Raw genomic sequence first — 8,286 nt, forward strand, 5'->3', positions numbered from 1 at the left:
GAACAAGCCGAAAGTCGTTTCGCCGCAAGCGAAGCCGCTCGGCTCTGGGAGGCCGCGCTCACCGCATACGACCGGTCCGTCGTTCTAACGACCCAAAACACTCACGACCCAGCCCACCACCGACCCGGCGAAGCAGGCTTCGGATCGGCGACCCCGTAAATGTGTTGCGCGCGGAGCCTCCTGTTCGCATTCTTCAGCACATGACTTCGACCATCACCTTCCTGCCGACGCCCTCCGTCTCCCGACGGGTGCGGGTGCAGCAGCAGGCCGGGACCGGTCGGAGGCCGACACCAGTCCGACCGTGAGCGCCGCGCTCGTCGCGGGCCTGCTCGCCGGGTATGGCATCGCCATCCCGGTGGGCGCGGTCGCGACTTATCTGGTGGTGCTGACGGCTCGGACCGGGCTCAGGATCGGCGCGTACGCCGCACTGGGCGTCGCCACCGCGGACGGTCTCTACGCCTTGGTCGCGGTACTCGGCGGCAGCAAGCTCGTCCCGGTCATCCAGCCGATCGCCGTCCCGCTGCGCTGGGTCTCGGTGGTGGTGTTGCTCGGTCTGGCCCTCCACATCGGAATCACCGGGGTCCGGAACTTCCGCGATTCCGCGAAGGCCGAAGTGACGCAGCCAGTGGCGATCGGGCCGCTGAAGGCTTACGTGAGCCTGCTCGGGATCACGCTGCTGAACCCGACCACGGTCGTCTATTTCGCGGCACTCGTCCTCGGCAGCGAGGACATGGCCTCGTCGACCGGAGCGGAACTCGTGGTCTTCGTGATCGCGGCGTTCGTGGCCTCGGCGAGCTGGCAACTGCTTCTCGCGGGCGGCGGCGCCGTCCTGGGCAAGGCGCTCACCGGGCGCCGTGGGCGGCTGGTCACGGCACTCGCGTCCAGCGCGCTCATCACAGTGCTCGGTGTCCGCCTACTCTGGTGATCCGGATTTTCTCGAGACGGCGCGGGCGGGCGGCTGGTCGAACCCGAGCCGCACGCGCGCTGCTATCGCCAGCTGGACACCACGGTGACGTCGGTCAACAGCGCCCGCAAAGTCGTGCGGCTGCCGGGAAAACCCGGCGGATCGACGACGACAGCGTCGCGAGTAAGTCGCGGCTTGGGAACTTCGGGACGTCGACGCGATGATCGCCGAAGCCGTGTCGCTCCCGATCCGGTTCGGGCCGCCCGGAAAGATTTCCGATTGAGGACCGTCGTTGTCCGCATGGGTTGCGAGGCTGCCCCCATGACCGAAACCACGGAACGCCCCGCCACTCTCCACTCCTACCTCGCCTACCGCGACGCACCGAAGGCGCTCCGGTGGCTCGAAAGCGCCTTCGGGTTCGAGACCCTCACGGAGTACGCCGGCGAAAAGGGACTGATCCTGCATTCCGAGCTACGCCTCGGCAGCGTCGGAATCGTCGTGTTCAGCGCCGAGGAGGACTACGACCGCCCGGCTCGCAAGGGCGAAACCGTCGGCCACGGGCTCTACGTCAGCCTTCCGACGCAGGAAGCCGTGGACGCCGTTTTCGCCTCCGCCATCGAGGCCGGCGCAACGCTGGTCTGGGAACCCGCGAGCACGGAGTGGGGAAACTACCGCTGCCGCGTCGACGATCTCGAAGGCTATGAATGGACCTTCGGCACACACGTTCCCGGTGTGCCGAAGGTCGTCTAGAGCAGGCGGGCGAACCATTCGCGGGCCCGGCGGAGCAGGTCCAGCTGGTGATCGCGCCCGCGGAACGAATGCCCTTCCCCGGGATACACGACGAGGTCGTGCTCGACGCCGAAGTGGCGTAGCGCGCGGTGGAAGAATTCCGCCTGGGACAACGGGACGTTGGTGTCTTCCGCGCCGTGCACGATCAGCACGGGGGTCTCGATCTTCGACGCGTAGGAGATCGGGCTGAGCTGATCATGCCGGTGCGGGCCTGTCCCTTCCCAGCCGATACTCCCGCCATGCGCGGCTTCCATCAGTGGACCGAGTTCACCGGTCGCGGCGAGCATCCCCCAGTCGCAGATCCCGGCAACCATCAGCGCCGCCTTGAACCGTCGGGTCTGCCCGACGGCCCACGCCGTCATGTATCCGCCGTGACTCCCGCCCACGATCCCGAGCCGCTCCGGATCGGCCACTCCTTCGGCGATGAGAAGATCGATCCCGGTCTCGATATCGCTCCATTCCTCCAGGCCTACCCGTCCCGCGACGGAAGCGGCGAATTCATGCCCATGGCCTTGTCCCCCACGGGGATTCGGCAGGAAGACGGCGTGCCCTGCCAGGGCGAGCCACTGCGCGGACGGGAACCAGCCGAGCATGAAGCGGTCCGCGTGCCGGTCGTACGGTCCGCCGTGAACCCGCGTGACCAGCGAGAAAGGCCCGTCGGCCCGGGTCTTTCCCGGCGGCAGGACGAGCAGGCCGTCCAGGCTGAGACCGTCGGAAGCCTTGTAGGACAACCGTTCCTGCGAGCCCCACGAAATACCGGCGAACTCCGGAGCCGTGTCGCTGACTCGCGTCAACGCTTCGCCCAAAGGTCCACAGTGGACATCTTTCGGCCGGTGCGTGGTGCTCAGCACGGTGACCACGATCTCGCCGTTCGTGGCCAGCGCGTCGGCTTGCCCGCGCCAGAACGACACTTCGCCGGACCCGAGCCGATGGAGAGCCGTATCGAGCCCGTCGGCGACGAGCACCAGCGGTGCACCGGAATCGACCTGCGCGAGCTTGACCGGGCAGGTCGATTCCTCGGTCAGGTTCCGCTGTTCCCCGGTTTCCACGGAAACATCGAAGACCGCCAAGCCACCCACCAGTTCCGGAGTCCCGAGATACGCGATATGCCAGCCGTCCTCGTCCCGCCACCAAACGGGGCCGGCGGCTTCGACCGCGACCTGACCGAGGTCACGCCGCTCACCGGTTTCCAGGTCCAGCACGGAAAGGCGGGGTTCGAGACCACCGGGATCGACTTCGGGCGTCGGCCAGGTGACGACGGCGAGAGCCCCGTCGTCCGGTCGGCGGGCGACGTCGGCGACGTGGTCTTCGATCAGCGTCCTGATCTCCCCGGTCCGCGGATCGAAACTCCGCAACCGTGCCGGGCGAAGGCTCTCACTCCAGACCCAGACGGCCGGTGCGGGCGTTTCGTCCTCGGCGATGAACACGATCCGGTCGCGCAGTGGCAGAAACGCGGTGATCTCGCTTCCCCAGGGAATCGGCTCACCGTCCGCGTGAAGCCGCCCGTCCCGGAGGAAAGAGAGCTTCGAGTCCGGCGACCAGCGAGGCGAGGAGCCTTCGGTCAGTTTCCGGGGCTTCTCGCTGCCGTCCACGGCGGCGAGCCAGATCTCGGGGACGCCTTTCGCGATGGTCGAGACCTGGTAAGCGACCCACTTCCCGTCGGGGGAAAGCGCGGGTTCCGACGGGACATGACTGTCGACGATCAGCTCAGCGGTCAGCATGTCCCCATACTGTCGGAAAAGCTACGCCGACAACGCCTTGCCGAGATCGTCGAGCCAGCAGCCTGTTCCGTGCTCGCGCCAGCTCGGTTCCTCGTGCCCGTCGAGGAAGGTGCCCTGTTCGATCAACGTCAGCCGGGTGCCATCGGCCTCGGCTTCGAACAGGACCGTCGTGACGGACACGGTCGCCAAGACGTCGTTCGCGGAGAGCGTCGACGCGTAGACGATCCGCTCGTTTTCGGCGATGTCCTCGTAGTTCGACGCGAAGGCCATCCGCTTCCCGTCGTCGGACGGGCCGGTGGTGACTTCACGGCCACCGACGCGGAAGTCCAGGGAATGACCGCCGCCGGTCACGGTGAACCAGCCCGCCTTCGCGGCAGGATCGGCCCAAGCCGCGAAGACGCGCTCCGGCGGCACGGGGTAGACGCGTTCGAGGGTGAAGGTGGCGTGTTTGACGGTCATGATCGTTTCCCTTCGTCGAAGTTCAGAAAGTCACCCAACCGGTCGAGCCGGTGTTCCCAGCCGGTGCGCTGCCCGCCGAGCCAGTCCTCGGCGAGCCGCAGCCCGTCCGGTTCGAGGTGGCAGGTGCGGACGCGGCCCGCCTTCTCCGACCGGACCAGCCCGCACGCCTCCAGCACCTGGAGGTGCTGCATCACCGCGGGCAGCGACATCGACAACGGCTGCGCGAGCTCCCCGACCGAAGCCGGTCCCCGCGTGAGCCGCTCGATCATTTCGCGGCGGGTCCCGTCGGACAGGGCCTTGAACACCTGGTCCATCCGTTGGTTAGGCACATGCTTAACTATGGATCCACGCCGACCGTTAGTCAAGTAGTTGCTTAACTTTCTAGCCCTCCGCGGTCATGCCCTCGACGAGCAGCCACTGGGACGCGAGGTACGACGTGAGCACGAAGGTCTCAAGGTTGGCCCGCACGCGCTCACTGGTGACGAAGTCGCGGCGGATCAGGATCGCCAGGTCCGACGCGGAGAACAGCAGCGCGCCGGCGGCGATCCAGGTCCGGCGGTCGCCCGAGGGAACGACCATGCCACCCGACACGCGAGCCTTCGGCGCCAACACGGGGTCTGCCGCAAGGGTCGACGTCGTACTCAGCAGACCTCCGTAGACCGAAAGCACCGAGGACACCGGAGACGGCTTCGGGAGCGTCATCGCGATGGCGGCCGCGGCCCACGCCCCGAGCCGGGGCGGCGCGGTCGCGGCACGCGGACGTGCGCCGCGGCGCCACAGGAATACGGAGTACAACACCTGCGTCACGCCGAACGACGTCGCGCCTTTGATCAGTTCGCGGTCCTCGTGCGACCTGCCCATGAAGTGGTCGCCCGCGCCAGCCGCGATCAAACCGGCGACGAGCAGGCCCTTCTCCCCTGGCGAAAGCGTTTGCGCGCGGGTGACGCGAGCGGCGAGCACCGGCACCGCGGCCGGTTTGGTCACCAGCCGCAACCGCCGGTTCCCGGTCCTGGCGGAGTACACCGTGCCGATCGCCGCGGCGCCGAACAGGACCCGCTCGGCGAACTTGAGGACCTTCGCTGTCGTCACTGACCACCTCCGGAACTTATTTCCGGGTAAGTTACCAGCCAGTCAGCTCACGGAACGTCTTCTAGACGGCCTCGCGGAAGGTGTTCCGGTACGCACTCGGTGAAACCCCCAGCGCGGCCTGCAGATGCTGGCGCAGTGAAGCGGCGGTGCCGAATCCCGCCTCGGTCGCGACCTTGTCCACCGGCAGGTCGGTCTCTTCGAGCAGTTGCCTTGCCCGTTCGATCCGCTGCTGGGTCAGCCATTGCAGTGCCGAAGTCCCGACTTCGTCGCGGAACCGCCGGGTGAACGTCCGCGTGCTCATCGCCTCCCGTGCGGCGAGTTCGCGCAGTGTGAGCGGCCGATCGAGGTTCTCCAACGCCCAGGCCCGCGCCGCCGCGGTCGACGAGGACTGCGGTTCCGGCACGGGACGCCGGATGAACTGCGCCTGCCCGCCCTCCCGATGGGGCGAAACGACCGTCCCGCGCGCGACCTCGTTCGCGATCGCGGCACCATGGTCGCGGCGGATCATGTGCAGGCAGAGGTCGATACCGGACGCGACACCCGCCGAGGTCAGCACGTTCCCGTCGTCGGTGTAAAGCACGCCTGCGTCGAGGTCGACCTTCGGGAACTTCGCCTGGAAATCCAGCGCCGAGCGCCAATGCGTGGTCGCCTTCCGGCCGTCGAGCAGGCCGGCGGCGGCGAGCACGAAGGCACCCGTGCAGATCGACGCGATCCGCGCCTCCGGCCGGATGAGGTCCAGCGCCCGCGCGAGTGATTCGGTGAGGTCGTGCCCGGAGGGCTCGTACTCGGTGGACGACGCCGGGATGACCACCGTGTCCGCCTCGGCCAGCACCTCCGGCCCGTGTGTGACCGTGACGGCGACGTCGGCGTCGGTCCGGATCTGCCCCGGTTCCGTCGCACAGGTGACAACCTCGTAGAGCGGCTCACCGTCCGGCGATTTGGCCGTACCGAACAGCCTGGTCACGATGCCCAGCTCCATCACCAGCATTCCGTGGCGGACCAGCACGGCGACCCGATGCCTGCCTGGATACGCGAAAACGGCCATGGCTCGATTCTTGCACATCTTGGCTATCGGGCCACTCGATTCCGCGAACGTTCCGAGAGACCTTGGAGACATGAACGTGTTGTGGATCTTCGCCCATCCGGAACCCCGCTCCTTCAGCGGAGCGTTGCGCGACGACGGGTTGCGCACGCTCCGCGAACAGGGCGCGAACGTCCGCGAATCCGATCTGTACGCGATGAAGTGGAACCCCCTCGTCGACGCCGACGACTTCGGCTCCGCGGCAGGCAGCGACCGGCTGATCGTCGGCGCGACGTCGAAAAAGGCCTTCACCTCGGGCGAACTGAGTGACGACATCCTCGCCGAGCAAGAAAAACTGGCCTGGGCGGATGCGGTGATCCTCCAGTTCCCGTTGTGGTGGGCCGGAATGCCCGCGATCCTCAAGGGCTGGTTCGATCGCGTCTTCGTCAAGGGTTTCGCTTACGGCATCCAGCGTCCCGACGGCCGCACCCTGCGTTACGGCGAAGGCATGCTGGCAGGCAAGCGTGCGATGGTCGTGCTGACCGCGGGTGCCCCGGAACGCACGCTCGGACCGCGCGGAGTGAACGGTGAGATCAACGATCTGCTGTTCCCGCTTCAGCACGGAACCCTGTGGTACGCGGGAATGTCCGTACTCCCGCCGCTGACCGTCTGCGGTGCCGACCGGGTTTCCCCCGAGGAGTACGGCATCGCGGCCGAAGCACTGCGCGAGAGACTGCGGACCCTGTCCACCAGCGACCCGATCCCGTTCCGCCGTCAGAACTTCGGCGACTACGACGAGCACCTCGTCCTGCGTGACGGCCTCGCGTCCGGCCTGAGCGGAATCGGCGTTCACACGGCCTGAGCGGTCAGGCGCGCACGAGATCGGCACCGGCGAAGAAGGTCTCGGCCGCCTTGAGCGCACCCTCGTCGAGCAGGACGTCGCCAGGGCGGCTCCCGTTGCCGACCAACTGCCCACCCCAGTGCATTCCGAGATATCCGGCGGTTTTACGCAGGGTTCCGATCAGCGGTTCCGCCTGCTCCGGCTGCTCGGCGAGCGCGCTCACGCCCCACAAGGTCTTACCGCGCATCTGCTCCTTGAAGCGGAGTTCCGGCTGATCCAGCCAGCCGGCCCAGTGGTCGAAGTACAGCTTCACCGACGCCGACACGCTGTACCAGTACACCGGCGACGCGATCACCAGATCCGTGGCGGCGTCGGTCGCGTCGAACAGCAACCGCTCGTTTCCGGCTGGCGGGACGAACTCCACGCCGTCGTGTTTCCGGTCGGCGAACGGCGCCAGCGGCACCTCGGACGTCCGGATCCATCGTTGCCTGACGCCGCGAGGAAGCTCCTTCGCCGCCCGCCTCGCCAGCATCTCCGTGTTGCCGCCCGCGCGGGCGCTTCCGAGCAGGAACAGAAAGCTTCGATCGTCGGCCATCGCAGTCCTCCGAAGTGGTTTCAAAGTACATGTATGTACAAGCAGAGGCTGTCACTGCATGTAAACTACTGTCAAGGGACAGCTAGGGAGGTCGCCATGACCGCCGACGATCTGGCGTGGGGCCGCGTCATCACGTTGCACGGGCGCATCGAGCAGGAGCTCACGAAGGCATTGCAACGCAAGCACGGACTCGGCCTGTCCGAGTACCGCGCACTCGGCAAACTGGCCGCGACCGAGAAAGGCGTCCTGCGCATGCAGGAGCTCGCCGAGGCGATCGGGCTCAACCAGAGTTCCGTGAGCCGGATGGTCGTCCGCCTCGAAGAGGCCGGCCTGACGGACCGTGACCCGTGCGAAAACGACCGCCGCGGCGTGTACTCGTGCATCACGAAGGAAGGCCGGGAACGGCACGCCGAAACCGAGCCCACCTATCAAGCGGTACTGGCGGCCGCCCTCGACAAGGCCTACGCCGACCCCGAACTCGCGAGCGCGGTGGCAGCCCTTCGGGGCGTCTAGCAGGTCGTGAGTGATTTGGGTCGTTAGAACGCAATGCCACTTAGCTTAAGTTGATCAACCTCTTGACCTGCGGTTTCTTATGGGCGACAGTCGGTCAGGGTCTCGTGATCGCCCCGCCTTAGAGTGTTTGCCCTGGTCAGACGGCCGACGTCTTGGAATTGGTTTTCAAATTCAATATAAGCTAAGCGGCATTGCGTTAGAACGACCCAAATCACTCACGAGACCCTGCCCGCTCGGTACCGGCGCCCCGATGCTCGCGTGCAGTACATGAAGGCCCCCTTCCTGTACCTAGGCGCAAGGAAGGGGGCCTTCATGTACTGGGGAAGGTGTGAAGGTCGAGTTTCTTCGGCTGAG

At 66.8% G+C, this 8,286-nt stretch carries 10 protein-coding genes; 4 read left to right on the plus strand and 6 right to left on the minus strand.

The window, feature by feature from the left end; genetic code table 11:
• Nucleotides 1–301: 301 nt before the first annotated feature.
• Together AB0M65_RS39125 and AB0M65_RS39130 are read left to right on the plus strand one after the other, a co-directional pair.
• Entirely contained in the window at nucleotides 302–925 is a 624-nt protein-coding gene (locus AB0M65_RS39125) for a LysE family transporter (RefSeq protein ID WP_364040096.1), read from the plus strand.
• A 300-nt stretch (nucleotides 926–1,225) separates the two neighbouring features.
• Nucleotides 1,226–1,654, plus strand: coding sequence for a VOC family protein (locus AB0M65_RS39130; RefSeq protein WP_364040099.1), 429 nt, complete (start codon nucleotides 1,226–1,228; stop codon nucleotides 1,652–1,654).
• On the opposite strand, the gene AB0M65_RS39135 is transcribed toward AB0M65_RS39130, so the two are convergent.
• The 5 genes from AB0M65_RS39135 to AB0M65_RS39155 all read right to left on the minus strand — a co-directional run bounded on the left by AB0M65_RS39135 (nucleotide 1,651) and on the right by AB0M65_RS39155 (nucleotide 6,007).
• Entirely contained in the window at nucleotides 1,651–3,414 is a 1,764-nt protein-coding gene (locus AB0M65_RS39135) for a S9 family peptidase (RefSeq protein ID WP_364040102.1), read from the minus strand. The genes AB0M65_RS39130 and AB0M65_RS39135 overlap by 4 nt on opposite strands.
• 21 nt (nucleotides 3,415–3,435) lie before the next feature.
• The gene (locus AB0M65_RS39140) at nucleotides 3,436–3,873 is read right to left on the minus strand and encodes an SRPBCC domain-containing protein (RefSeq protein WP_364040105.1); all 438 of its coding nucleotides are present in this window, start codon (nucleotides 3,871–3,873) and stop codon (nucleotides 3,436–3,438) included.
• Nucleotides 3,870–4,187 (minus strand): metalloregulator ArsR/SmtB family transcription factor, encoded by a 318-nt coding sequence (locus tag AB0M65_RS39145; protein WP_364040123.1) that lies wholly within the window; start codon nucleotides 4,185–4,187, stop codon nucleotides 3,870–3,872. Before AB0M65_RS39145 ends, AB0M65_RS39140 begins: the two co-directional genes overlap by 4 nt.
• A 67-nt stretch (nucleotides 4,188–4,254) precedes the next feature.
• Nucleotides 4,255–4,962: a lysoplasmalogenase gene (locus tag AB0M65_RS39150; protein ID WP_364040108.1), complete on the minus strand. Its 708-nt coding sequence runs from the start codon at nucleotides 4,960–4,962 to the stop codon at nucleotides 4,255–4,257.
• A gap of 61 nt (nucleotides 4,963–5,023) precedes the next feature.
• The gene (locus AB0M65_RS39155; RefSeq protein WP_364040111.1) at nucleotides 5,024–6,007 is read right to left on the minus strand and encodes a helix-turn-helix domain-containing protein; all 984 of its coding nucleotides are present in this window, start codon (nucleotides 6,005–6,007) and stop codon (nucleotides 5,024–5,026) included.
• A gap of 70 nt (nucleotides 6,008–6,077) precedes the next feature.
• Between AB0M65_RS39155 and AB0M65_RS39160 the strand changes: the two genes are divergently transcribed.
• Nucleotides 6,078–6,845, plus strand: coding sequence for an NAD(P)H-dependent oxidoreductase (locus AB0M65_RS39160; RefSeq protein ID WP_364040114.1), 768 nt, complete (start codon nucleotides 6,078–6,080; stop codon nucleotides 6,843–6,845).
• Between the two features lie 4 nt (nucleotides 6,846–6,849).
• Here AB0M65_RS39160 and AB0M65_RS39165 read toward each other — a convergent pair whose 3' ends face one another.
• Nucleotides 6,850–7,419, minus strand: coding sequence for an NAD(P)H-dependent oxidoreductase (locus AB0M65_RS39165; protein WP_364040117.1), 570 nt, complete (start codon nucleotides 7,417–7,419; stop codon nucleotides 6,850–6,852).
• A gap of 96 nt (nucleotides 7,420–7,515) precedes the next feature.
• On the opposite strand from AB0M65_RS39165, the gene AB0M65_RS39170 reads away from it, so the two are divergent.
• Nucleotides 7,516–7,932 (plus strand): MarR family transcriptional regulator, encoded by a 417-nt coding sequence (locus AB0M65_RS39170; RefSeq protein WP_364040120.1) that lies wholly within the window; start codon nucleotides 7,516–7,518, stop codon nucleotides 7,930–7,932.
• The last annotated feature ends 354 nt before the right edge of the window (nucleotides 7,933–8,286 follow it).

Origin of the sequence: Amycolatopsis sp. NPDC051071, from assembly GCF_040682875.1 — a bacterium.
In the GTDB taxonomy this organism is placed as follows: Bacteria; Actinomycetota; Actinomycetes; order Mycobacteriales; family Pseudonocardiaceae; genus Amycolatopsis.

Bases quoted from the DNA above. Each gene is read 5' to 3' on its own strand.
- AB0M65_RS39130 (WP_364040099.1), top strand. From the start codon at position 1,226: ATGACCGAAACCACGGAACGCCCCGCCACTCTCCACTCCTACCTCGCC.
- AB0M65_RS39145 (WP_364040123.1), bottom strand. From the start codon at position 4,187: ATGGACCAGGTGTTCAAGGCCCTGTCCGACGGGACCCGCCGCGAAATG.
- AB0M65_RS39160 (WP_364040114.1), top strand. From the start codon at position 6,078: ATGAACGTGTTGTGGATCTTCGCCCATCCGGAACCCCGCTCCTTCAGC.
- AB0M65_RS39140 (WP_364040105.1), bottom strand. From the start codon at position 3,873: ATGACCGTCAAACACGCCACCTTCACCCTCGAACGCGTCTACCCCGTG.
- AB0M65_RS39155 (WP_364040111.1), bottom strand. From the start codon at position 6,007: ATGGCCGTTTTCGCGTATCCAGGCAGGCATCGGGTCGCCGTGCTGGTC.
- AB0M65_RS39135 (WP_364040102.1), bottom strand. From the start codon at position 3,414: ATGCTGACCGCTGAGCTGATCGTCGACAGTCATGTCCCGTCGGAACCC.
- AB0M65_RS39170 (WP_364040120.1), top strand. From the start codon at position 7,516: ATGACCGCCGACGATCTGGCGTGGGGCCGCGTCATCACGTTGCACGGG.
- AB0M65_RS39165 (WP_364040117.1), bottom strand. From the start codon at position 7,419: ATGGCCGACGATCGAAGCTTTCTGTTCCTGCTCGGAAGCGCCCGCGCG.